The 23,045-nt window shown below is 63.3% G+C and carries 22 protein-coding genes; 10 read left to right on the top strand and 12 right to left on the bottom strand.

Annotated elements, in window-relative coordinates:
- Window positions 1–54 precede the first annotated feature (54 nt).
- From speA to M5G18_RS27705, 3 genes are all read left to right on the top strand, one after another.
- Window positions 55–1,968 carry an arginine decarboxylase gene (gene speA, locus M5G18_RS27715; protein WP_011332271.1) on the top strand — a complete coding sequence of 638 codons (1,914 nt, stop codon included), beginning with the start codon at window positions 55–57 and terminating at the stop codon, window positions 1,966–1,968.
- 232 nt (window positions 1,969–2,200) lie between these two features.
- On the top strand, window positions 2,201–3,550 hold the full coding sequence (locus M5G18_RS27710; protein ID WP_273897124.1) for a type VI secretion system Vgr family protein: 1,350 nt from the start codon (window positions 2,201–2,203) through the stop codon (window positions 3,548–3,550).
- On the top strand, window positions 3,547–4,341 hold the full coding sequence (locus M5G18_RS27705; protein WP_273897125.1) for a DUF4123 domain-containing protein: 795 nt from the start codon (window positions 3,547–3,549) through the stop codon (window positions 4,339–4,341). Before M5G18_RS27710 ends, M5G18_RS27705 begins: the two co-directional genes overlap by 4 nt.
- A 9-nt stretch (window positions 4,342–4,350) precedes the next feature.
- Here M5G18_RS27705 and M5G18_RS27700 read toward each other — a convergent pair whose 3' ends face one another.
- Window positions 4,351–5,700: an MATE family efflux transporter gene (locus tag M5G18_RS27700; RefSeq protein ID WP_102718484.1), complete on the bottom strand. Its 1,350-nt coding sequence runs from the start codon at window positions 5,698–5,700 to the stop codon at window positions 4,351–4,353.
- A gap of 37 nt (window positions 5,701–5,737) precedes the next feature.
- Window positions 5,738–6,031 (bottom strand): hypothetical protein, encoded by a 294-nt coding sequence (locus tag M5G18_RS27695; protein ID WP_007951010.1) that lies wholly within the window; start codon window positions 6,029–6,031, stop codon window positions 5,738–5,740.
- Window positions 6,032–6,174: 143 nt separating this feature from the next.
- On the opposite strand from M5G18_RS27695, the gene M5G18_RS27690 reads away from it, so the two are divergent.
- The 5 genes from M5G18_RS27690 (at window position 6,175) to M5G18_RS27670 (ending at window position 10,594) form a co-directional block, all read left to right on the top strand.
- Window positions 6,175–6,477, top strand: a complete 303-nt coding sequence (locus tag M5G18_RS27690; protein WP_007951009.1) for a MazG-like family protein — start codon at window positions 6,175–6,177, stop codon at window positions 6,475–6,477.
- Complete coding sequence (locus M5G18_RS27685) at window positions 6,477–7,226, top strand: methyltransferase (RefSeq protein ID WP_262159174.1); 750 nt, start codon at window positions 6,477–6,479, stop codon at window positions 7,224–7,226. The genes M5G18_RS27690 and M5G18_RS27685 overlap by 1 nt, the downstream gene beginning before the upstream one ends.
- A gap of 12 nt (window positions 7,227–7,238) precedes the next feature.
- Window positions 7,239–7,853 carry a DUF4136 domain-containing protein gene (locus tag M5G18_RS27680; RefSeq protein ID WP_085748621.1) on the top strand — a complete coding sequence of 205 codons (615 nt, stop codon included), beginning with the start codon at window positions 7,239–7,241 and terminating at the stop codon, window positions 7,851–7,853.
- 54 nt (window positions 7,854–7,907) lie between these two features.
- On the top strand, window positions 7,908–8,465 hold the full coding sequence (locus M5G18_RS27675; RefSeq protein ID WP_007951006.1) for a DUF4136 domain-containing protein: 558 nt from the start codon (window positions 7,908–7,910) through the stop codon (window positions 8,463–8,465).
- A gap of 149 nt (window positions 8,466–8,614) precedes the next feature.
- Entirely contained in the window at window positions 8,615–10,594 is a 1,980-nt protein-coding gene (locus M5G18_RS27670; protein WP_273897126.1) for a pilus assembly protein TadG-related protein, read from the top strand.
- On the opposite strand, the gene M5G18_RS27665 is transcribed toward M5G18_RS27670, so the two are convergent.
- Complete coding sequence (locus M5G18_RS27665; RefSeq protein ID WP_273897127.1) at window positions 10,564–13,329, bottom strand: PAS domain-containing sensor histidine kinase; 2,766 nt, start codon at window positions 13,327–13,329, stop codon at window positions 10,564–10,566. The two genes, M5G18_RS27670 and M5G18_RS27665, sit on opposite strands and share 31 nt — an antisense overlap.
- Window positions 13,326–13,766 carry a TadE/TadG family type IV pilus assembly protein gene (locus M5G18_RS27660; RefSeq protein ID WP_064379247.1) on the bottom strand — a complete coding sequence of 147 codons (441 nt, stop codon included), beginning with the start codon at window positions 13,764–13,766 and terminating at the stop codon, window positions 13,326–13,328. Before M5G18_RS27660 ends, M5G18_RS27665 begins: the two co-directional genes overlap by 4 nt.
- Window positions 13,767–13,841: 75 nt before the next feature.
- On the opposite strand from M5G18_RS27660, the gene M5G18_RS27655 reads away from it, so the two are divergent.
- Window positions 13,842–14,312, top strand: a complete 471-nt coding sequence (locus M5G18_RS27655; protein WP_273897128.1) for an A24 family peptidase — start codon at window positions 13,842–13,844, stop codon at window positions 14,310–14,312.
- Window positions 14,313–14,436: 124 nt separating this feature from the next.
- The gene (locus M5G18_RS27650) at window positions 14,437–15,213 is read left to right on the top strand and encodes a response regulator transcription factor (RefSeq protein WP_273897129.1); all 777 of its coding nucleotides are present in this window, start codon (window positions 14,437–14,439) and stop codon (window positions 15,211–15,213) included.
- A 618-nt stretch (window positions 15,214–15,831) separates the two neighbouring features.
- Here M5G18_RS27650 and M5G18_RS27645 read toward each other — a convergent pair.
- From M5G18_RS27645 to M5G18_RS27610, 8 genes are all read right to left on the bottom strand, one after another.
- Window positions 15,832–16,200 carry a DUF6124 family protein gene (locus M5G18_RS27645; protein WP_011332283.1) on the bottom strand — a complete coding sequence of 123 codons (369 nt, stop codon included), beginning with the start codon at window positions 16,198–16,200 and terminating at the stop codon, window positions 15,832–15,834.
- Window positions 16,201–16,554: 354 nt separating this feature from the next.
- The gene (locus M5G18_RS27640) at window positions 16,555–16,827 is read right to left on the bottom strand and encodes a DUF3613 domain-containing protein (protein ID WP_273899119.1); all 273 of its coding nucleotides are present in this window, start codon (window positions 16,825–16,827) and stop codon (window positions 16,555–16,557) included.
- Window positions 16,828–16,838: 11 nt separating this feature from the next.
- Entirely contained in the window at window positions 16,839–17,528 is a 690-nt protein-coding gene (locus M5G18_RS27635) for a tetratricopeptide repeat protein (protein ID WP_273899118.1), read from the bottom strand.
- A 10-nt stretch (window positions 17,529–17,538) separates the two neighbouring features.
- Entirely contained in the window at window positions 17,539–18,429 is an 891-nt protein-coding gene (locus M5G18_RS27630) for a type II secretion system F family protein (protein WP_273899117.1), read from the bottom strand.
- Window positions 18,426–19,307, bottom strand: coding sequence for a type II secretion system F family protein (locus M5G18_RS27625; RefSeq protein WP_273899116.1), 882 nt, complete (start codon window positions 19,305–19,307; stop codon window positions 18,426–18,428). Before M5G18_RS27625 ends, M5G18_RS27630 begins: the two co-directional genes overlap by 4 nt.
- A 10-nt stretch (window positions 19,308–19,317) precedes the next feature.
- Complete coding sequence (locus tag M5G18_RS27620; RefSeq protein ID WP_273899115.1) at window positions 19,318–20,589, bottom strand: TadA family conjugal transfer-associated ATPase; 1,272 nt, start codon at window positions 20,587–20,589, stop codon at window positions 19,318–19,320.
- Complete coding sequence (locus M5G18_RS27615) at window positions 20,586–21,776, bottom strand: CpaE/TadZ family protein (protein WP_273899114.1); 1,191 nt, start codon at window positions 21,774–21,776, stop codon at window positions 20,586–20,588. Before M5G18_RS27615 ends, M5G18_RS27620 begins: the two co-directional genes overlap by 4 nt.
- Complete coding sequence (locus M5G18_RS27610; protein ID WP_273899113.1) at window positions 21,773–23,041, bottom strand: type II and III secretion system protein family protein; 1,269 nt, start codon at window positions 23,039–23,041, stop codon at window positions 21,773–21,775. Before M5G18_RS27610 ends, M5G18_RS27615 begins: the two co-directional genes overlap by 4 nt.
- Between the last annotated feature and the right edge of the window lie 4 nt (window positions 23,042–23,045).

Here is a 23,045-nt window from a genome sequence, read left to right as displayed (position 1 = left end):
CTGCGCCGGCCTGAGATCAGGCGACGCACTATGACTTCTTTATAGGGGACTTCGATGTCCGTACGACGCACACGCAAAGACGATGGCAGCCAATGGACAGTTGCGGACAGCCGCAGTGTTTACGGGATTCGCCATTGGGGGGCCGGGTATTTCGCGATCAATGACGCCGGTCGCGTCGAAGTTCGTCCGAACGGCCCGAGCAGCTCGCCTATCGATCTGTTCGAACAAGTCGACCAGTTGCGCAAGAGTGGCTTGTCCCTGCCGCTGCTGGTGCGTTTCCCCGACATCCTGCAAGACCGCGTCCGTCAGCTGACCGGCGCTTTCGATGCGAACATCGAGCGTCTGGAATACCAGAGCAAATACACCGCGCTGTACCCGATCAAGGTCAACCAGCAGGAAGCGGTGATCGAAAACATCATCGCCACCCAGAACGTTTCCATCGGTCTGGAAGCCGGCTCCAAGCCTGAGCTGCTGGCGGTGCTGGCACTGGCGCCGAAGGGTGGCACCATCGTCTGCAACGGTTACAAGGACCGCGAGTTCATCCGTCTGGCGCTGATGGGCCAGAAGCTCGGTCACAACGTGTTCATCGTGATCGAGAAAGAATCCGAAGTCGGTCTGGTGATCGAAGAAGCCGCCTCGCTGAAGGTCAAGCCGCAGGTCGGCCTGCGCGTGCGTCTGTCGTCCCTGGCGTCGTCGAAGTGGGCGGACACCGGTGGCGAGAAATCCAAGTTTGGTCTGTCGGCGGCGCAACTGCTGTCGGTGGTCGAGCGCTTCCGCGCGGCGGGCCTGGATCAAGGCATCCGCCTGCTGCACTTCCATATGGGTTCGCAGATCGCCAACCTCGCTGACTATCAGCACGGTTTCAAGGAAGCGATCCGTTACTACGGCGAGCTGCGCAACCTCGGTCTGCCGGTCGATCACATCGACGTCGGCGGCGGTCTGGGCGTCGACTACGACGGTACCCACTCGCGCAACGCCAGTTCGATCAACTACGACATGGACGACTACGCCGGTGTCGTGGTCGGCATGCTCAAGGAGTTCTGCGATGCGCAGGCCCTGCCGCATCCGCACATCTTCTCCGAAAGCGGCCGCTCGCTGACCGCGCACCACGCGATGCTGGTGGTGCAGGTGACCGACGTCGAGAAGCACAACGACGACGTGCCGCAGATCGAGAACAAGGAAGCGCTGCCGGAAACCGTGCAGTGGCTGGTTGACCTGCTCGGCCCGACCGACATCGAAATGGTCACCGAAACCTACTGGCGCGCCACCCACTACATGAGCGACGTGGCCGCACAGTACGCCGACGGCAAACTGACCCTGGCCGAGAAAGCCCTGGCCGAGCAGTGCTACTTCGCCGTGTGCCGTCGCCTGCACAACTCGCTGAAGGCGCGTCAGCGTTCGCACCGTCAGGTGCTGGACGAACTCAACGACAAGCTGGCCGACAAGTACATCTGCAACTTCTCGGTATTCCAGAGCCTGCCGGACACCTGGGCAATCGATCAGGTCCTGCCGATCATTCCGCTGCACCGTCTCGACGAAGAGCCGCTGCGTCGTGCCGTTCTGCAAGACCTGACCTGCGACTCCGACGGCAAGATCAATCAGTACGTCGATGAGCAGAGCATCGAGACCAGCCTGCCAGTACATGCGCTGAACGAAGGTGAAGACTACCTGCTGGGCGTGTTCCTGGTCGGCGCCTATCAGGAAATCCTCGGCGACATGCACAACCTGTTCGGTGACACCGACTCGGTGAACATCTACCAGAACGCCGACGGCAGCGTGTACCACGCCGGTATTGAAACCCACGACACCATCGAAGACATGCTGCGCTACGTGCACCTGTCGCCGGAAGAGCTGATGACCCACTACCGCGACAAGTGCGCCAGTGCCCGCATCAGCGCCAGCGAGCGCACCCAGTTCCTCGATGCATTGCGCCTGGGTCTGACCCGCTCCTCCTACCTGTCTTCCTGAGGCCAGGTTCCGCTTTCATCTGGTTGTCTGAAATTGTTCCGCTCACCGCGGACGTTTCAGACAACCAGGTGAGACGCTTCTTTTTCTCTTCGCGAAACGGCTTGCTTCCAGGCGAGCAAAGTGACGTCGTCTGCTTTTCGCGTAGGTCATTTCCGAATTTGTAGTTCGGCCCTCTACTCGGCCATGGGTCTCGGCGAGAATCCCCGCCCGCCCCCCTGTAGAGAATCCCCCCATGTTCGATCCACCCGACGAGCCGTCGTTTCGTCTCGATGTAGCGGGCCTTTCCGACTCCCTTGAAGTCCTTGCATTCACGGGTTGCGAAGCCATCAGCGAGCCTTTTGCGTTCGAGATCGACGTGCTGATCGATGACCCGCATCTGGACCTTGCCGGCCTGATGTATCGTTCGGCGCGTCTGTGTTTCGGGCCTTCCGGCAATGGTCTGCACGGGCAGTTGCACAGCCTTGTCCAGCATGAACAGGGGCACGGCGCCCGGTTGTGCCGGGCGCGGCTGGGGCCTCGGTTGAGCTGCCTAGGCCTGCGCTTCAGCCAGCGCATCTTCAGCGATCGTACGGTGCCGCAGATTCTTGATCAGGTGCTCAGGGAACACGGTATCAGGGGCACCCGGCGCCGATTCGATCTGCACAGCGGGTATCGGCCCCTGACATTCTGTACTCAGTACGGCGAGTCGGATCTGCAACTGGTGCAGCGGTTGTGCGGGCAGGCACGCATTCACTATCACTTCGAACATGGGAGTCGGGGGCATTGCCTGGTGTTCGGTGATGACCCGGCCCAGCTGCCACGCGCCGGGAACCTGCGATGCGAGGGCGAGGATGGGAAGGCGTCGCCGACAGTGCGCCGCTGGCAACTGGGCGAGCATGCCCGTCTGCACGCAGAAGGCTCGCGACGGACGCGCACGGCGCAGGGGCATTCCGACTCGCCAATCCTGCGCAGTGGTCACTGGTTGACGATTTCCGGCCAGCCCCTGGCAGACGCGAATGCGCAGTGGCTGGTGAGCCGAATCGAGCATCGGGCCGATCAGTCCCTCGAGCCGCCCTACAGCAACCGGATTTTTGCCGCTGACCAGTTGCCGCGCCCCCGATCATCCGTTGAATACCGCGGGGCGCGCATGTGCAGTCCGCAACGCGCGTGGGTGGTGTCGGTCGAGGAGGTGCAACCGGATGCCGTGCGCCCGGTGGCCGTTCAGTTCGACTGGCTCTATCAGGGAGAAGGGGCCCGCCCCAGCCACTGCTGGCTGCCGCTGGCCCCGGCGTTGGCCGATACGCCGATGGCATCATTGAAGGACGGGGTAGAGGTGGTGGTGAGCTTTCTGGAAGGTGACCCTGAGCAGCCCGTGATCAGCGGCGTCTTGCAGGTCCCGGCACTCACCGAAGCCATCGAGGATGATGCACCGTCACCGCTGCCCGAGCGTCTGGCGAGCGCGGGCCTGCCTCAATGGCTGAAAGCGGCCGAGCCGTTATTGTTGTTGTGCCTGATACCCGGCGGCGGCAGTTATCGCCATTGCGCGGCGTCACTGTGCAGCTGTCGATTGGTCGCCGGGCTCAAAACGAGCGACGGAAGATGAGCGTCGCGGCCCCCGGACAGCGCGCTCAATGGTTGTTGCTGGATATCGCACAGGCACCACAGGCCGTGCAGACGTTACGCCAGGGATTTGCCGGTGTGCACAGCCTGAAGCTGTTTGACGGTACGGAGTTTCAGCCGGTCAGTGAACAAGGCCCGTGGCTGATCGACCTGCATGACAGCCCGGCGCTGTCGGCGCTTTGCCACGCCGACCCGCAGACCTGGCAAGGGCTGCTGCTGGGCAGCGAAGCCTCGGCGCAGGTATTGCGCGAACACTTGCAGCGGATGTTGACCGTGTCCGTCGGCCTGAATCACCGGGCACTGCTCAATTTCTACAATCGGCAGACCGCCAGCTACTTTTTCGATGCCTGTGATGCCCGGCAATTGAGCTGCTGGCTCGGGCCGATCGGGTGGCTGCGCTGGTTCGGCGGGACCTGGGCCGATCTGGCCGGCGGCAGTCAGGGCTGGCAGCAACTGCGCAATCCGGGGCTGGTCGTGGAGCCGCTGCGGATCGAGCAAAGCCTGACCCGCCGACAGCGCGAACGCCTGCACCGTTGCCTGCTGGATCAGCATGTCTGGCGCTGGAGTCAGGCGACAGGGAACGACTATCGGCTGATGTCTTCCTTTCAGGAGCAAGGCCTGGAACTGGGGTTCAGCGAGCAGGCGTTGCTGGACGACTGGTTGTGGCTGCGTTTGCAGCATCCGCGTGCCGAACTGACGCCGCTGCCGCAAGGATTGACCCCACGGGAACGGCTTGAGCTGTTGCGTCGGCGTTGGCTGAACGACCCGTCGTGAGGCGCCGCTTCAGTGAGCAGCCCCGTTGAACCAGCCATCGGTGCGGCGCAACCACCACGCCAGCCCTCCGAGCGTCAGGCTGCGCAGCACCATGAACAGCAGGAATGAAATCCACAGGCCGTGATTGCCCAGACCTTGCAGCGCCCAGGCGACCGGCAGCAGCAGAATCACGGTCGCCAGCATGCCGTTGCGCATTTCCCGGGCACGGGTGGCACCGATGAACAGGCCGTCGAGCAGGTAGCTCCAGACCGCGATCAGCGGCAGGACGGCCAGATAGGGCAGGTAGATGAACGCGGTCTCGCGCACGCTCTGGATGTCGGTCTGCATCTCGATGAACAAGTGGCCGGCCAACAGAAACAGTGCTGCAAAACCCAGGCTGGCCAGCAACGACCAGCCACCGGCAACCACCAGCGAGCGGCGCAGGGCCAGACGATCACGGGCGCCGATGGCGTGGCCGCACAAGGCTTCGACGGCGTGGGCCAGACCGTCCAGCGCGTGGGCGGTCAGCAGCAGGCCGTTGAGCAGCAGCGCGTTGGCCGCGACCGTGGCATCGCCGAGCCGGGCGCCCTGCACGGTGATCAGGAAAAACACCGATTGCAGGGCCAGGCTGCGAATGAAAATGTCGCGATTGACCGCCAGTAACGGGCGCCAGCTCTGCCAGACTTTCAGCGCGGCCCAGGCGATGTGCCCGGGATAGGCGCGCAATGCCTTGCGAGTCATCCACAGGCCGAGCAGGGCGCCGCTCCATTCGGCGATCACCGATGCGCGGGCCGAACCGACCACGCCCCAGTCCAGCCCAATCACGAACCACAGGTTGAGCACAATGTTGATCAGGTTGGTGCTCAACAGAATCGCCAGCGGCGCCCGGGCGTTCTGGGTGCCGAGGAACCAGCCCACCAGCGCATAACTGGCCAGCGCCGCCGGCAGCCCGAACAGCCGGGTGTGGAAGAAGTCGCGGGTCAGTTGATCCAGTTCCGCCGACGGTTGCATGAAGTGCAGCGCAACGCCGCTCAGCGGTACGCCGAGGGTTCCGAGCAGCAGCGCCAGCCCCATCGCCAGCAACAGGCCTTGAAGCAGAATCTGCCGCAAGGCCGCACCGTCGCTGCGTCCGGCTGCCTGCGCGGCGAAACCGGTGGTGCCCATGCGCAGAAAGCCCATGGCCCAGGCCAGAAAGGTGTACAGGCTGGCGCCTACCGCCACCGCGCCCAGTTGATGGGCGTGGGGAAGGTGACCGATGACGGTGCTGTCGACCAGCGCCACCAGCGGCACGGAAATGTTGGAGAGGATCATGGGGGCGGCGAGGGCCCAGACCCGGCGATGGGTCGGGCGGTCGCGCCAGTCGGCGATCAGGTTGGACATGCGGGCTCCTTGGGGAGCGGCATTGTAGCGGGAGGTGTCAGTGAATGATCCAGCTCAGCAGCCACAATCCCAGCAGCAACCAGATGATCCCGGCAATGATCGAGGCATTCATGAACGCGCGGATCGCCGACCACAGCAGCATCAGGCCGACGATCAGCGCGATGATGCTGATGATCGACGTGTCCATGCCCAGCGCCTTCGACAGCCCGTCGACAAAGTTGCCGCCGGCGTTGCCCAGCAGATTGAACAAGCCGCTGAGGCCATCGACGATGAAGCGGATGATCGAGCCGAGCGCCTGGCCCAGCCATTCGAAAAAGCTTTCTACCTGCATGTCTGTTTCCTGATGAAAGAGCTGAGCCTTGGGCCGCAGCGGGTGCGGTCGAGTTCCCTGCAAGCATAGAGGGTTTTAACGGGCGACTGGCCCTTGCCTTCGATCCGCATCCCCCCGAAGCTATACGTCTTCAGGAGAGCCCGATGAACCTTGTTGAACTGACCGAACGCCTGCACGCCATTCGCGACCGCAATGACTGGCGGCAATTTCACAGCCCGAAAAACCTGGCCATGGCCGCCAGCGTGGAAATGTCCGAACTGGTGGAAATCTTCCAGTGGCTGACCGAAGACCAGTCCCGCCAATTGCCGGCGGACAAACTCGCCCACGCCGGGCAGGAAGTCGGCGACATCGTTCTCTATCTGTTGCTGCTGTGCAGCGAACTGGGGCTGGACATGAATGAAGTGGTGCGCAGCAAACTCGCCGACAGCGAACGGCGGTTCAGCTGATGAGCGACCGTCATTTCGATCAGTTGGCGACCCGTTTCGCCGAAAAAATCTACGGCGGCGCCAAAGGCGCGATCCGCCTGGCGGTGTTGCAGGCCGACCTCGCCGAAGCCCTGCCGGATCGTCCGTTGCGGGTGCTGGATATCGGTGGCGGCCTGGGACACATGTCGCTGTGGCTGGCCGAGCGCGGGCACGAGGTGACCTTCACCGAGCCGGCCGAGCCGATGCTCGAAGGCGCACGCCAGCGCTTTGCCGATGCTGGGCAAACCGCAACGTTCATTCAGGCGCCCTGGCAGGAACTGCTCGGCCAGCTCACCGAGCCCTACGACCTGGTGCTGTGCCATGCGGTGCTGGAATGGCTGGCCGAACCCCACGCGATCCTGCCGGTGCTGCATCAGTTGACCAAACCCGGTGGCTGGCTGTCGCTGGCGTTCTACAACCGTGATGCGCTGATTTACCGGAACCTGCTCAAAGGCCATTTCAAGAAAATGCGCAAGAACGATATGGCCGGTGAAAAGCAGAGCCTGACCCCGCAACAGCCGCTCGATCCACGGGAACTGGCGACGCAACTCGCCGGGTTGTGGCAGGTCGAAACTCAGAGCGGGGTGCGGGTTTTCCATGATTACATGCCGGTGGAATTCCAGGCCCGCGCCGAGTTGATTGATTTGCTCGAAATGGAGCTTGCCCACCGTCGTCACCCAAGCTTCGCCGGGCTTGGGCGCTACTTGCACTGGATCTGCCGGCCGATCTGATCGGAGCGAGATATGAAAGGTCATTCAGGGTTACTGCTGATCTGTCTGGGGTTGGCCGCCTGCCAGGGCAGCAACCCTTACGTGGCGCAGTCGCGGCCATTGCCGCCGGCGCCACCGCAAGCGGCAACCACCTTCGACCGCAGCGCTTATCCCGCGCCGCCTCGGGATTACGGGCGCTACCGCAGCTGGGCGTGGCTCAACGGTCAGTTGCCGCCGGGCACGGCCTGGGCGGATTCGGCGCAAGTGGCCGAAGCCGTCAGCAGTGCGCTGGACCAGCGCGGCTTGCGCCCGCTGCATGACAATCGCCCGGCCGACCTGCTGGTCAGTGCCAACCTGAGTCTGGAAACCCGCCTGCGTCAGGTGCAGGACGATTACGGTTACTACGGCGGCGGCTATGGTGGTTATGACCGTTACGGTCGCGGTTACGGGATGTACAACACGGTGCCGATCGTACGTACCTACCAGGAACAGGTCGTGGTGGTGCGGGTCGATCTGTTCGACGCCGGCAGTGGTCAGCCGGTCTGGAGCGCCAGCGCCGAAACCGGTACCCAGGGCAAGCAAAGTGATCGCACCGATGCGATTCGGGAGGCTGTCGAAAAGGCCATGTCGGCGTATCCTCCCAGTTAGCTTCCTGCCAATGAGGAGCTCCCTCAGGTTCATGTCTTCCACCGGAGAAAAACCATGTTCCGCCGTCTCGCTTTACTGGCCGTGGCCGCACTGCTCAGTGCCTGCGCCGCCAACCAGGTCAATCATGACTTCGACGCCAGCCGCGACTTTGCCGCGTACCGCAGCTGGAGCTGGAAAGACCCCGCCCTGCAATACCGCCCAGACGATCCACGGATCAAGAGCGACCTGACCGAACAGCGCATCCGTCAGGCCGTCGCCGATCAACTGGATCAACGCGGCCTGCGCCCGGCCGCCTCGGGCGCCCGGGGCGATCTGTTTGTGCAGACTTACCTGATCGTCGAGGACCGTCAGCAACAGGTGACCACCAACTACGGCGGCGGTTGGGGTGGCCCGTGGAACGGTTACTGGGGCGCACCGATGTACAACGAAACCCGCAACATCACCTACAAGGTGGCGACCATTCAGGTCGATCTGCTCGACGGCAAGGACGGCAAACTGGTGTGGCGTGGCAGCGACGAGCAAATGCTCAGCCGCACGCCGAACCCGGCGGATCGCAGCAATGCCATCCGCGAGACCGTGGCGCGGATCCTGTCCAACTATCCACCGCGCTGAGTCTGTTGAAAAAGTACGGGAGCCCATGGCTCCCGTTTTTTATGGGCGGGTGAAACTGGCGTCTTGCCAGCAGTGTTGCCTGCGCGTGTCTACACTCATACCCATCCATGGAGGTTGCGCCCGGCCGTGCGCCGGCAAAGGAGTGCGCCATGTCCCGCCATTCGCCGTTCATCGATCCTGCCCGACAACGCGGGGCTATCGGCCTGATGGCGGCGCTCACCCTGGGCATGGCGCTGGTGTTCATCCTGGTGGTGGTCGACAGCGGCCGCCTGTACCTCGAGCGTCGGCATCTGCAACAGATCGCCGATGTCGCCGCCCTCGAAGCCGCGACCCGTGGCGGCAATTGCGGCGCCGGGGCCACGGCCAACGCCTATGCGCTGGCCAGCGTCGTGCGTAACAATTTCCCGATTCCCAGTGCCGGTCGCGCCCTGGCCGTCGCCTGCGGCACATTGAACCTGGACGCCAGCAATCTGCGGGTGTTCGCCGTCAACGCCGCCAGCACGGATGCGATCCGCGTTGTTGTCAGCCATACCGTGCCTCAGAGCTTTGCCGGTGCCATCGGCGGACTGTTCGGCGGCGCAGGGCGCAATGCAACCATCAACCTCAGCGCCACGGCAGTCGCGGCGTTGCCACCACCGTTGGCTTCACTGACCATCCGCAGCACCACATTGAGTGTCGATACAGGCCGGTCAGCCGTACTCAATGCGCTGTTCGGCGGATTGCTGGGTGGCAACCTCACGCTCAGCGCCGCGAGCTGGAATGGTCTGGTCAACACCAACATCAACCTGCTCGGATATCTGGACCGGTTGAAGGTCGACATCGGTCTCAGTGCCGGCGGCTACGAGCAGGTGCTCGGCAACACCATCGCGGTCAGTCAGCTCGTCCAGACCGCAATCAACGTCCTCGACCCCAACGGCACCCTGAGTGCCACGGCGACCATCCTCGGTTTGCAGGCGATCAAGGCAGCGGCCGGTGCCACACAAGTAGTGCTGGGCAACCTGCTGAAGGTTCAGGCCGGCACTCAGGCCACGGCGCTGGCGGTGGATTTACGGGCATTCGATCTGATTCAGGGCTTCGTGCAACTGGCCAACAAGCAGAACGGCCTGGTGGCCAACCAGTCGATCAACCTCGGCGTGGCGCAAATCACCGCTCGGGTGCAGGTGCTGGAACCGCCGCAATTGTCGGCCATCGGCAACCCTCGGCTGGCGGCCGCCAACCCCTTGGGGCCGAACCGGATTTACGTGAAGACCGCGCAGGTGCGAACCCTGTTGTCGGTCAATCTACCGTTGCTGGATACGATCCTGTCGCTGGTCAACGGTGTGGCCGATCTCGCCGGCCCATTGACCAATACGTTGAATGCCTTGCTCAGCCTGAACCTGGTGGGCGTGATCGATTCGCTGACCTGCGCGCTCGGCGCGCCCTGCCAGACGCCGTCGATCGAAGTGCTGCCAGGGCCGATTCGTCTCGATGTGGCGCTGGATGTGGCGGCGGCCAACAGCTACGTCACCGCGTTCAGCTGCCTGACGCCGACCAACAAGACCCTGACCACCAACACCACCACGTCGGTCGCCAACCTGAAAATCGGCCGGATGGATCCGGCAGCGGTGTTCGGCAATAACGTCACGCCGCCGGCCGTGGTGGTGCAACCGTTGAAGGTGATCGATATCGGCGTGAAGACCTGCCGACGCTTCCTCGTGTTGCCGGTCAGTTGTGATCCGCGCATCCCTTCTGTCGGCGGCGGGCTCGACATCTCGGCCGATACCACCGTCGGCCAGACCGCCAACATCCCCCACGTCTATTCCGCACCGCCGGCCGCCAGCCTGCCGGAGATCAACCAGCCGCCGTTCTATTACAGCTACACCACCAGCAATGTGGTCGGCAGCCTGAGCGACACGCTGAACAACATCAACCTCAACATGTATGGGCCGACGGGCAGTCTGGTCAGTGGATTGGGGGCGATTCTGAGCTCCGTGAAGACCTTGCTGGTCACCACCATCAACACCGTGCTCAGCCCGTTGCTCGATACCTTGATCAACACCCTGCTGATGGCCCTCGGGATCAACCTCAACCAGGTCGATGTCGGCGCCAATCTCAGTTGTCAGTCGGGGCGGGCGACGCTGGTGATCTGATCGTCCAAAGCGATCGGCAATTCGATGCAGAACCGTGCGCCGTCGTCGGCGTTGCGCACGCTCAGGCGTCCGCCCATGTTCTCGACGATGCCGTAGCTCACCGACAAGCCCAGACCGGTGCCGACGCCCACCGGTTTGGTGGTGAAGAACGGCTCGAAAATCCGCTCCAGCAAGCGCGGGTCGATGCCGCCGCCATTGTCCTCGACCCACAGCCGCACCACGTGTTCGTCGTGTTCGGCACGCACACCGATCCACGGCTGGAAGTCGCGATTGGATTCACGCTTGCTCAGCAGCGCATCCCGGGCGTTGACCATCAGGTTGATCAGCACTTGTTCCAGCTGATCGACGTACCCGCGCACCTGCACCTGAAAGTTCGCTTCGCCGATCCGCAGTTCGACCCCTTTGCCGCGCAGGCCTTCGGACAGCAACGACAGGGTGCCTTCGATGGCGTCGAGCGGATTGAACGGATGCTGTTCGATTTCCGAGCGCCGGCCGAACACCCGCATGTGATCGACCACCCGCGCCGCCCGCTGGACCTGTGCGTCGATGCGGTTGAGCTTGTCGGTCAGGTAATCGATTTGCACATCGCCGTTGCCCAGACGTTTGAGTACGTTGACGATGGCCATGCGCATCACGTTCAGCGGCTGATTGATTTCGTGGGCAAGCCCCGTGGCCATCTCGCCGAGGGTGGCCATTTTTGCGCTCTGGGTCAGTTGCTGCTGCGAACGCCGGACCTCGGTGTTGTCGCGGCCCACCGCTTGTACCTCGAGCAGGCGACCCTGTTCATCGAACACTCCGCGATCCGACCAGATCCACCACGCATGCTCACGGCCCGGCAGGCGCAGGTTGATTTCGGCGCTGCTCACCGGCGCGTCCGGGGTCAGTTGCGCCAGACGCTCGACGAAAGCCTCGCGCTGTTCGTCGGACATCCAGCTGCCCAGATTCACCCCCGGCAGTTGCTCCGGGGCGCACTCCAGATACATCGCCAGTGGCCGGTTGCCGAAGGTCAGGGTCAGGTCCGGGCGATAGCGGCAAATCATCGCCGGCGAATCTTCGACGAGGATCCGGTAGCGTTCTTCGCTGGTCTTGATCCGCTCGGCGGCGAGGGTTGCGTCGGTGACATCCAGCCACAGTCCGACAGCTTCCACCGGCAGGCCGAGGTCGTCGCGCAACAGTTTGGCTTCGTCGAGCAGCCAGTGAACGTTGCCCTGAGTGTCGAGCATCCGGTAGCGCGTGCTCACCGAACCTTCGCGCAGCAACTGTCGGGTGCGTTCGAAATAGGCCGCACGGTCCTCGGGATGCACCTGATTCACCAACGCGCCGTCGGCGCAGTCGGCGAGGCCCCAGCCCAGCAGCGGTTGCAGGCTGGCGCTGAAAAACGTCGGCTGCAACGCGCCTTCGACATAGCGCTGCACGTAGATCACCGCTGGCGCGCTGGCGATCAGGTTGTCCAGTCGTGCATGGGCGGCGGCGGCCTGTTGTTGCTGGTTCTTGATGTCGCTGATGTCGAGCATGAAGCCCACAAGACGCCGCTCGGCGCCGATGCCCAGCGACCGGCCCTGCAAGCGGAACCATTGCGGTTGCGCCTGATCGTCGGGTTGCAGGCGCACGCACAGCTCCAGCGGTTGACCTTCGTCCTGCAAGGCTTGCAGACGGCTGCGCAGTTCTTCGCGGTCGGCCGGGTGCACACGGGCGAACCAGTCCTGGATCGGCAGGCGTCCGGCGCTCAACCCGAGGCTGGTGGCCAGTGCATCGGCCAGCAGCACTTCGGCGCTGTCGCTGAACACCTCCCACCAACCGGTGCCGAGCAGGCTTTGCAGGATTTCCAGACGTTCCAGCTGCAAGTGGTGACGATGCTCACGCAGGCGTTCCAGCAGCGGCGCGGCCACGGCGGCGGCCAGTTGCAGCCAGTCGTGATCGTTCAAGTCAGCGGTGTGTGGCTGCACGCTGAAGCAGCCGAAGAGCAACCACGCGGCCACGCCATGGGCATCGCGATAAGGCACGGCAAACCCTTCGGCGGGGCCGAACACGCTGCTCAGGCGTGGATGCTCGGCGGGCAGCACACGTTGCGGCGCGGCGCCGTTGAGGCTGTCGAGGCCGGTGCCCAGGCGCTGCGCGGTGTCCCACAACTGCGGGGCGTCGGGTGCGCTGTAATGCTGATGGATCTGCCAGCCCTCGGTCACTTCATCCAGCAGCGCCACGGCCAGGCAAGGCACCTGAAAACGCTGGCTCAGGCACTGCAACTGTTCGCCCAGCACCTGTGGCAAACGCGCCAGGCCGCAGAGCCGCAAGTGGTCGCGAATGTGTGCGGCGAGCCACTGGCACTGCTCGCGGCTGCGCGCCTGGCGCCTTTCCCCCAACAGGTCGCCGATGTCCAGCAGTTGCAGAACCCAGCCATCCCCCTGCGGTTGCACCCAGCCGCGCAAATGCAATGGCGGGCCGGCGAGGCTGAAAAAATCCAGATCGAGCAATTGTCCCTGCCAGTCGGCGGGCGTGCCTTCGACCGCAAGCGCGCTGTGCGGCAGCAGGTAATCGAGCAGATGCAGCGTGCGGGTGGCGGACAGTTGTTGCGCCAGCAGATGGCGCAGCGGCCCGGTCAGGTGGGTGACCTGACCTTCGCCATCCAGATGCAGCTGCAAGCCGACGCCGGGCACCACGGGGTTGTCCACGACCGCTGACGGTGTGGGTGTTTGACGATTGAGCAGGCGGTCGAACAGCTTGTCACCGGAACTCAAAATTGCAGGCTCGAGCTGGCGGTCAGGTTGGCAGGCAGATTGGGCACCGCCCCGATACCCGGCAAGACCAGAAACGGTAATGCCTGATTGAGCTTGTTGGTCGGGTAGTTGATGCGCACCGTCAGCAGACCGCCCACGTAGGTAACCGTCGCGTCAGTCGCTGCGTTGAAGTTCAGCGCCGGCGGCAGCCACGCCAGTCGCCGGGCCAGTTCGGCGCGAGCGACGTTCTGGATCGCGGTGGCGTAGTTGGCGGTCGCCGGATCCAGCGCCACCCCGCGCCGCACCGCTTCGGATGTCGACTGGGTGAAGGCCTGCATCAGCAGCATCGGCAGGCTGTAGCTCACGATCCCGTAAAACACGGCAAAGAAGATGACGAACACCAAGGCAAATTCGATGGCGGCGGCGCCTTTTTGCTTGCGGGGGAGGCCGGTTTTCATGAGCGCGTCTACCCTGACAGTCACTACGTAGTATCAGCATAGAATCATTCAGCCAAAACGGACGATTTTTACCGGATGCACAGCTTTGTCCTACTGATCTGGCTGACACTCTGCGCCGCGCAGGATGCCCGCGAACGCCACATCGGCAACGTCCTGACCCTCGGCGTCGGCGCGCTGGCGCTGGTCTGGCTGCTGGTCACCGGCAGCACCTGGCTCGGGGCCGATGCGGCGCAGGGCGGCTGGGCAGTGTTGCTGGCGCTGGCGCTCACGTTGCCGGGTTACCTGCTGGGGCGAATGGGCGGCGGCGATGTGAAATTAATGACAGCCATGGCCCTGGCGACAGACGGTCAGCACTTGCTGGGGGCGTTTATCGGCGCCGCACTTTGCAGTGCGATCTGGGTGCTCCTGGTGCCAAAAGTCTGGCTGCATGCAAGTCAAGGGGTTAGAGAACGTCTTCGATATTTCAGCCCTGAAATGTCAAAAAAGCTGCCATTTGCGCCGTTCGTGCTGGTTGGAGCAATCCTGACTTTTTATTGGATCCATTAGTCGCCACTCGCCACTACTGCTATGTACATAGTCGGAAAGTGCGTCTACTTTCAAATGAGCGGTTATACAGCCACAGGCTGGCAGTACAGGAATGGTCAGCTTTGGCCCGGGCATGGAGTGGCACGTGAACAAGCTTACGTCGGCGGTGAAGGTTCTTGTGGTCGATGATCAGGCGCTGATCGTTGAAGAACTTTGCGAGTTTCTCGAGAGCAGCGGTTATCGCTGCGTTCCCTGTGGGTCCAGTCAGGAGGCGATCACCCGGTTCAGTGAAGATCCGGCGATCGGCCTGGTGCTGTGCGACCTGCATATGCCGGACATGGATGGCATCGAGCTGGTGCAGGCGTTGCAACGGTTGTCCGGTAAAACCCGGGCATTCGAAGCGATCATGCTCACCGGCCGCGCCGACAAGCAGGATGTGATCAAGGCGTTGCGCGCGGGGATTGCCGATTACTACCAGAAGCCGGTGGATCTGGATGAGTTGCTGGATGGGCTGCGGCGTCAGGAAGCGGTGCTGCAGGAGCGGCAGAAGACGCTGCAACTGGGGCACCTGAATCAGAAGCTGCAGGATCTTTCTTCATCCATCGATGACTTGTATCAGGATCTGGACAAGGTTCGGCGCGGGCCTGCGCCGGCGGCCCAGTCGTTGCCTGAAGGTGACAGCGTCGAGATGCCGGCGATTTTCGAGCAGTTGTCGCCGCGTCAGCTCGATGTGGCCCGGCTGGTGGGCAAGGGGCAGACCAATTATCAGATTGCCTGTGAGTTGGGGATTACCGAGAACACGGTGAAGTTGTATGTGTCGCAGGTTTTGCGGTTGACGCATATGCATAATCGGACGCAGTTGGCTCTGGCCCTTGCGCCCGGCAGTTCTTCCTCGGTTAGGCGGGGGGTTACGGCGCATTGACCTTGGCGGCCTTTGGGCCGGCCAGGTTTTTGGGTTGGTTTGGGTGAATATCCGTTTTTTTGGGGTGTTGCGGCTGGCGGTTCCGCCCTTACGGCGGGTCACTTTGGCAAACGCCCCAAAGTAACCAAAGGTCTTGGGCCCCTGCGTTCGGCACCTCGCTTTGGCTCGGTGTTCCTTCGTTCCGGGATTCATCCGGGGGCATCGCCTACGGTTTGCTTCGCTGCACCTCCTCTCGATGCATGCGGCTTCGCCGCACGGTCGCTGCGCTCCCACCCCCGGATGAATCCCTCCACTCAGCCTGCCGAAGGGGCCGGTACGTCAAAAGCGGTACTCGAGCTAACGCTCATCGTGTTGAGTGGTGGAAGCCAGAGCCAGAGCCAGAGCCAGAGCCAAAGCCAAAGCCAAAGCCAAGCTGAGGTGAGGTGAACTGAGGTGATGTGAGCCAAAGCAGGGGGAGTTGTGTGTGTTTTTAACCTGAGTTCACCTCGGTATCTCACGTCGGTGTACCTCTCCCAAACACCTCACCCTAGCCCTCTCCCTCCGGGAGAGGGCTAGGGTGAGGGCAGCGTCCTGACTGACACACCACAAACCTTTCTCCCGCAGAGATTTCATAAGCATCTATGCCGGATATCGACTGACCTCAACGTTATCCAGTACTCGGTTCACCGCCAGTTCGGCGAGCATGATGACTTGTTGTATGCCCAGAATCCGGTGCCGTTGCGGTGAGTCGACATAGGCCGCCACGTCACTGGCCATGACGCTGGCCGAGGCCAGGGATTCGCAGGCGTGGGCCAGCAGGCTTTCGTCGTCCATGTCCGGTGAGATCTGGAACATCTGGCTCGGTTTACGGCCGGGGCATTTTTTCGGGAGGGGATTGAAGTGGTGGTCGAGGGCGCGTTCGGCGGCTTCGTGGAGCTTCCTGGAATCGGCGGATTCGTAGGGAGAGGTTTCGTCAGTTTCAGGAGGATTGGGCGTTGGTTTCTTCATGAAAGCATTACTCGATGGCTGGTTGAGTTGAAGCTGCCATCTTTCGTTTTCCAGGCGAAAGGGTGGCAGCTGTGCACGGACTGGAAAAACCGGTCAACCATCCAACCCGGCAGGCCCAAGGGCCTCCCGCGCACAGCCGCCATAACACTGCGAGCTGAAAGGGCCGCAGTATGCCACGAGCATGGTTGGTCGAAATCGGGTTTTCCAGACCCGGCCGCTGATGCGTCAGCGACCCTCAAAGCCTATCCACCCCGTTTCCGAGGGACAACCGACGCGACGTGTCGGAAACATCCCCCAGAATCGGGCCATCTGTAGGACGGCAAACACGTTTGGAAATGTGTGCTCCTGCCTCGTCTATCCCCCCGACCCACTGTCCACACTTCCTCCCTGCTTCTGATCAAAGAACTCTGGAATTTCGTGCGTGTAGCTCTTCAACCAGCGTTGCATGCTCAGTTCGCGTTCGGTGGGGGTGCTGGTCTGGGGTTTGGTGGAGGCGGCTTTGTTGCGGCTTTGCAGGAGCAGCCAGCCTTCGGTTTCCTGTTGTTGCGCCGAGGCGGGGCCGGGGTCGATGGCGTGGGTGGTCAGGGGCAGGGCGAGGAGGGTGAGGCAGAGCGCGGTGGCTTTCATGGCGGGGCTCCTTATTTGAGCATCGCGGTAGCGGCTGCGGTGACGGGGCTTGGGGTCTTGAGTTTCTGGGCGCGGGCCTGGGCTTCGCTGAATTGTTCGGGGCTGAGGTTCAGGCGGCTGACCAGTTCGGCGGCGCGGGTCCAGTCGTCCTGGTAGAGCAGCAGCGTCACCAGGTTCAGCGCGGCCAGCGAGTCGCTTTGCTTGAGTTCCATGGCGGTGAGGAATTCGAAGCGGGCGTCTTCGATGCGCAGTTGGTTGAGGTACACCACGCCCAGGTCGTTGCGGATTTTTTCGTCGGTGGGGGCCAGGCGGGCGGCGCGTTGCAGGTGGGCCTGGGCCTGGCCGTAGTCGGCGCGTGCGGCGGCGAGTTGGCCGAGGCCGTGTTCGGCTTCGGCAGCCAGGCAACTGCCGAGCAGGCCGCGATACAACGGTTCGGCTTCGCTGCGCCCCAGCAGGCGATAGACCTTGGCCTTGCGCAGGCGGACGTCGGCGAGGTTGTCTGGCAGGCTTTGCAGGTTGGCCAGGCTGGCGTGCAGTTTGCCGTCCTTGGCCATGTCGTCGGCCAGGGTCATCGACAGTTGTTGCTCCTGGCTCAACGGGCCGCAACCGGCGTTCGGGGTCAGGGCGTTCCAGGGCGCCTGGCCGTTGCTGGCGCAGCCGCCGAGCATCAGCAGGGTCAAACAGGCAATCATTGCTTTCATGGCGATTCCTTTATGAGCCCAGCGCCCGCGCCAGGGCGCTGAAGCCCGGGCCGGCGAGGACGATCAACAGCGCCGGGAAGAGAAACATCATCATCACGACGGACATTTTGGCGGACATTTTCGAGATGTATTCCTGCAACCTTGTCAGGCGCCGGTCATCGAGCAGTTGCTTGAGCGCCAGCAGCGACTTCATCGCGCCGCCGCCCTGTTGCAGCAGTTGCTGAAGGATCACGCAGGTGTCGGTGAATTCGTCCACCGCCAGCAGTCGCGTGGCCTTATTCAGTTCCTCGCCCAGTTCCAGGCCCGAGTCGACCCGGGCCAGCACCAGGCGCAACTCCTGGGTCAGTACCGGCAGCAGCGTCTGGCCTTCGTGGCTGAGCACGCGCAACGCCTGCTCCACGGCCATGCCGGCTTCGAACAGGATGCGCAGCAGCGGAATGAAGGTGGAGATTTCCGTGGCCAGTTGTTTTTGCCGGCGGGCGGCGGCCATCGCCAGCAGGCGTTTGGGCAACAGGTAGCCGATGCCCAGGGCGAACATCGGGGCGATCCACGGTCTTTCGATGTGGGGAAACAGCACGCCTTGCAGCAGCACCGCAACGGTCAGCAACAGCAGCGGTGAGCCGATCTGGCAGGCGGCGAACAGCGAGCGCTGGCGGGCGCTGCGCCAGCCGAGGCGGTTGAGCAGGGTCTGGGTTTCGTTGTCGAGTTTGACGGCGCGCTGGCCGAGGGAACTGCCGCCGAGCACTTGCAGCAGGTTGCCGAAACGATTGTCGCGCAGCAGCGCACCTTCCAGCCGCCGCGTGACCTGCCGTGCGCGACGGCGGCGGTCGAGCAGACCGCTGATCAGCAACAGTGCGGCGCCCAGCATCAACAGGGCGCTGATCATCAGGGGCATGGTCATAGGCTGCGCAACATCCGCCAGAGCAGCAGGCTGCCGATCACCTGCAGGCCGAAGGCGCTGGCGAGCATCATCTGGCCGGAATGGTCGTTCCACATGGCGATCAGGTATTTGGGATTGGACAGCAGAAAGTAGCCGGCCAGCCCTACCGGCAGCAGGCCGAGGACCCAGGCGGTGATGCGGGTTTCGCCGGTCATGGCGCGCAACTGGCGAGATGCCTGATCGCGCTCGCGGATCATCCGGATCAGGTTTTCCAGCAGCTCGCTGGCGTTGCCGCCGTAGCGGTGATTGACCTTCAGGCCGACGGCGAACAGGCGCAGTTCGTCCTTTTCATACAGCTCGGCCACATCGCCCACCGCCTCCGGCAGGCTCACCCCCAACTGCACGTTGCGTTGCACACGGCCCATGGCGTTTTTCAGCGGGTCTTCGCTGGCGTCGATCGCACCCAGTACCGCGTCGGCCAGGGTGCGTCCGGATTTCAGGCTGCGCACCGTGTGATCGAGCAGTTGCGGCAGTTGTTCGATCATCCGCCGCAGCCGTCGCTGATAGCGCCAGCTGACGTAGAGGCGCAACGCCAGTGGTGGCAACACCAGCAGCAACACAAAGCCGATCCAGCCACCGATTGCCAGGCCGATCACGCTGCCGAAGGCCCACAGCAGCAACCACAGTTCGAGGCGATCCGGGCGACCGAGACCCGCCCGCAAAAAGGCTCGCTCCAGTCCGGCCCAGCGCGGTTTTTCCGCCAACAACTGCGGTTGTCCCTGATTCAACCGGTCCAGCACCCGTTCGGTGCCGCCCTGGCGCCAGCCGTTATAAAACAGGCGCAGCGACAGCCCGAGCAGCGCCAGACAGATCAGGATCAGCAACAGCGGTTTGAGCATGCCGTGGCCCTCACTGTGACAGCGCCGGTTCGCGGCGCAATTTGTCACCGGCCGGGTTGACCGCTTCGCGCAGAAAACCGAAACCGGTGCGGCGGTCGAGGCGGAACAGAGTGTTGGTGACGTAGACGTCATCGCGTACCCCGACCACTTCCACCACTTCGCTGACGCAGCGGCGGCCGTCGGGCATGCGCGTCAGCTGAATGATCACGTCGAGCGCAGCGCAGATCATCTGGCGCAGGGTGCGTTCGGCAATGGTGCGTCCGGTCAGGCCCACCAGGGTTTCCAGGCGCAGCAACGCGTCCTGTGCATTGTTGGCGTGGACCGTGCTCATCGAGCCGTCGTGGCCGGTGTTCATTGCGGTCAGCACGTCGACCACTTCGACCCCGCGAATCTCGCCAAGAATGATCCGGTCAGGGCGCATCCGCAGGGCGTTGCGGATCAGGTCGCTGGCCTTCACTTCGCCGTGGCCCTCGGCATTCGGCGGACGGGTTTCCAGGCGCACCACGTGCGGATGGCCGAGTTGCAGTTCGGCGACGTCTTCGATGGTCACCAGCCGTTCGTGGGGGTTGATCAGCTGGCTGAGAATGTTCAGCAGAGTGGTCTTGCCGGTGCCGGTGCCGCCGCTGATGAGGATGTTGCAGCGCTTGCCGACCGCCTCGGCGATGAAGTCGAAAATCGCCTGGTCGATGGTCTGCATCGCCATCAGGTCGGTGCTTTTGAGCATGTCCTTGCGGAATTTGCGGATCGACAGGCACGGGCCGTCGAGGGCGATTGGCGGGATGATCGCGTTGACCCGGCTGCCATCGGGCAAGCGCGCATCGACCATCGGCGACGACTCGTCGAGGCGCCGGCCGAGCGGGGCGAGGATGCGCTGCATCACCCGTTCGACGTGGTGTGCATCAATGAAACGCAGGTCGCTCAGGTGCAGCACGCCATCGCGTTCGATGAACACCCGGTGCGGGCCGTTGACCAGAATCTCGGTCACGGCGCTGTCGCGCAGCAGCACTTCCAGCGGGCCGAAACCGGTCAGTTCGTCGACGATTTCTTCGGCCAGACGCTCCATCTCATAGCGGGAAATCGCCAGGTGCAGACGGGCGATGTATTCGGCGACCTTGTCGATGACGAACTGCGACAGCACTTGCCGCGAGCCTTCCAGCAGGTTTTTTCCCGACTCCTCGATGGCGTCGATGATGTAGCGGTGCAGCACCAGTTTCAGGCCGTCGTGGTCGGTGTTGCCGGTGGCGTTGCGCTGTGGCCCGCCGAACAATTGCTCGCTGCTCATGAGCTGCCTCGCAAGCGGTCGAACCAGGTGATTTTGGGTTTGGCCAGACCTTCGGAGCGCTTGGCCAGTCGTTCGCCGAGGGTGCGCAGGCTCTGGCTGATGGCTTCGCGCGGGGCCAGTTCGAACAGGGTCACGCCTTGGTTCTTGGCGTTGAGGCGCAGTTCCGGGCTGTAGGCGAGCACCGCGATGACTTCCAGGCCGAAGGTTCTGCCGAGGGTGTCGGAGTCCGGTGCGACATTGCGCAGGTAGCGATCCACCAGCAGCCGGCCGTGATCGAGCTTCATGCCTTTTTCGCGCCACAGATTGAGCACCGCAAGGTTGCGCCGGCAGTCGAGGACATTCTGGTCGGTGTACCACAGCAGCTTGTCGCAATGGCTGACGAAGGTGCGCAGCGCTTCGCTGTCGGGCTGGCCGGTGAGGTTCACCACGATGTGCTGGAAGTGCTGGCGCAGGGCGCTGAGCAACATGTACAGCTCGGCGGCGCTGGTGCGCTCCAGCGGTTCGTCGCCGGGGGCGTAGGCGAGAATGCGCAACCCGGCCTCGGCGCTGGTGAAGGCGCTGTCGATCAGGGTCGCGTCGAGGCGGCGCAAGTGGCGCAAGGCGTCGCCGAAATGAAACGAACTCTCCAGCCCCAGCAGGGCGAGGCTGTCGCCGCGCGGCAGGCCGAGGTCGAGCAGCAAGGTCTGCTGGCCGCTCTTCTGCACCACCAGCGCCATGTGATTGGCCAGCAGCGCACCGTCGGCGTTGCTCTGGATGCCGTACAAAACGGTCAAACCGCCGAGCTGGGTGTTTGGCGTCACCGCCGGCAGGCGTTTGCTCAGGCGACGCACCAGCCCGGCGACTTCGCTGGAGCGCGAGCCGTAGGCCACGAAATCCCGGGCACCGGCGCGCATCGCGTTGAGCACCAGCTGATTGTCCATGCCGTCACCGAGGGCGACGATCGCCAGCATCGGTTTGGCTTCGAGCACGCCTTCGATCAACGCACTCTGGGCCACCAGATGTTCACGGTCGAGGCCGACGAACACCAGGCTGGCGAAAGTCACGTCGACCAGCGCCAGCAGTTCGTCGAGGCTGCCGCCACCGGCGCTGACCACCTGGCCCAGCGGCGCCAGCGCGCCTTGCAGCCACTCAAGATCAGTGGTGTTACGGGTGATGGCGAGGAACGTCTGGCTCAGGCTCTGGCTCATTGCGATAACCCGCTGCGTTTATCGAAGTTGCCGTTTTCCAGGAAGTACAGGCGATACCAGTTCGGGTCGTAGTTGCGCAGTTTCTCGCCGGGCAACGACGGCAATGGCGCGTTGACGGCCAACGGTTGCACCAGGTGCGGGGTGACGATCATCAGCAGTTCGCGTTCTTCGCGGTTGATCGACGAGTTGCGGAAAAACGCACCGAGCACCGGGATGTCGCCCAGCCCAGGAAACTTGTTCACTTCCGAGGCGTTGCGGGTGCTGATCAAACCGCTGATGACGAAGCTTTCGCCATCGGCCAGGGAGATGCTGGTGTCGGTGCGGCGAATGGTGAACGCCGGCACTTTGGTGCCGCCGATGGTCACGCCGTTGTTGTAGTCCAGCTCGCTGACTTCCGGGGCGACCTTGAGGGCGATCCGGTCATTGCTGACCACGGTCGGGGTCAGAGTCAGGCGGATACCGAATTCCTTGTACTCGATGGAATAGCTGTTGCTGTTGGCGCTGGGCACCGGGATCGGCACCTCGCCACCGGCGAGGAAGCTCGCACTCTGACCGCTCAATGCAACCAGGCTTGGCCGGGCGAGGGTGTAGGCAAAACCGCTTCCTTCCAGCGCGTTGACGATGCCGAGGAACTTGCTGCTGCCACCGCCCCAGACGATGTTGAACATGTCGTTGGCCAGCGGAATGCTCGGCGAGGCGATGCGTGGGTCGATGTTGAACAGCGGCACCACACCCGGCGTGACCCCGGTGTTCGGCACGGTGCCCGGTGCGCCGAACAGAAAGTTGTTGGAGCCCTTGCCGTAGATCGACGTACCGGCCTCCTTGAGTTTGGTGCGGCTGACTTCGACGAAGCGGATGTCGGTCTGCACCTGCGAGGGCAGGTCCGGTTCGCTGCTGGACGGCAGCGCCGCCGCGGTCATCGCCGCGCTGGCCTTGCCCTGCACGAACACCATGCTCTGACGCGGCGTGCTGGCGCAGGCCGTCCAGATCATCAGCGTGGTGGCACCGGGGCCGACGCCGGTGAGCAACACGCCCTGATCGCCGGTCACGCGCACGTCGGCGATCTTCGGATCGCCCACTGCCACCCGGGTGATCGCCACCGGTGACTGCACGGCCTGTTGCAGGCCTTCGCCGATTTCCAGCACGGCCGGCAACGGCGCGAGCGTGGCGCAATTGCCGGTGGCGGCAGCCGCGCTGCCGATCGAAGCCACGCTCAGCAAGGAAAACTGCAGCCAGTGGAACAGGGGCGTAAAGCGTTTGCGCATGGAG

Source organism: Pseudomonas aphyarum (assembly GCF_028657055.1).
In the GTDB taxonomy this organism is placed as follows: domain Bacteria; phylum Pseudomonadota; class Gammaproteobacteria; order Pseudomonadales; family Pseudomonadaceae; genus Aquipseudomonas; species Aquipseudomonas aphyarum.
This window is presented reverse-complemented; position numbering and strand designations above follow the sequence as displayed.